The organism is Brevundimonas variabilis, from assembly GCF_014199945.1.
Classification (GTDB): domain Bacteria; phylum Pseudomonadota; class Alphaproteobacteria; order Caulobacterales; family Caulobacteraceae; genus Brevundimonas; species Brevundimonas variabilis.
In genome coordinates, this window is record NZ_JACHOR010000008.1 from 1 (window position 1) to 1,145 (window position 1,145).

1 protein-coding gene is annotated in these 1,145 nt (G+C 64.2%); it reads left to right on the forward strand.

Translation table 11 applies throughout. The annotated features are described in order from the left end of the window. A partial coding sequence (gene tuf, locus GGR13_RS16510) for an elongation factor Tu (RefSeq protein WP_183214709.1) occupies positions 1-1,145 on the forward strand: 1,145 nt, incomplete at its 3' end.

Sequence of the window (1,145 nt, forward strand, 5' to 3'; positions counted from 1 at the left end):
ATGGCCAAGGAAAAGTTCGAACGTAACAAGCCGCATTGCAACATCGGCACGATCGGTCACGTTGACCACGGCAAGACGACGCTGACGGCGGCGATCACGATGACGCTGGCCAAGGCCGGTGGCGCCAAGGCGATGGCCTATGCGGACATCGACGCGGCTCCGGAAGAGAAGGCCCGCGGCATCACGATCAACACGGCGCACGTGGAATACGAGACGGCCAACCGTCACTATGCCCACGTCGACTGCCCCGGCCACGCCGACTATGTTAAGAACATGATCACCGGCGCGGCGCAGATGGACGGCGCGATCCTGGTGGTTTCGGCTGCCGACGGTCCGATGCCCCAGACGCGCGAGCACATCCTGCTGGCCCGTCAGGTCGGCGTGCCGGCCCTGGTGGTGTTCATGAACAAGGTCGACCTGGTCGACGACGCCGAGCTGCTCGAGCTGGTCGAGATGGAAGTGCGCGAGCTTCTGTCGTCCTACCAGTTCCCGGGCGACGACATTCCGATCACCATGGGTTCGGCCAAGGCCGCGACCGATGGCGTGAACCCGGAAATCGGCGAGCAGCAGGTGCTGAAGCTGATGGAAACGGTCGACGCCTACATCCCGCAGCCGGAGCGTCCGGTTGACCTGCCGTTCCTGATGCCGGTCGAGGACGTGTTCTCGATCTCGGGTCGCGGCACCGTGGTCACGGGCCGGGTCGAGCGCGGCATCGTCAAGGTCGGCGAGGAAGTCGAGATCGTCGGCATCCGCCCCGTCCAGAAGACGACCTGCACGGGCGTGGAAATGTTCCGCAAGCTGCTGGACCAGGGCCAGGCGGGCGACAACGTCGGCGTTCTGCTGCGCGGCACCAAGCGTGAGGACGTCGAGCGCGGTCAGGTCCTGTGCAAGCCGGGCTCGATCACCCCGCACACCAAGTTCCTGGCCGAGGCCTATATCCTGACCAAGGAAGAGGGTGGTCGTCACACGCCGTTCTTCACCAACTACCGTCCGCAGTTCTACTTCCGCACCACGGACGTGACCGGCATCGTGCACCTCAAGGAAGGTGTCGAGATGATCATGCCCGGCGACAATGCCGAGCTGAACGTCGAGCTGATCACCCCGATCGCCATGGAAGAGAAGCTGCGCTTCGCCATCCGTGAAGG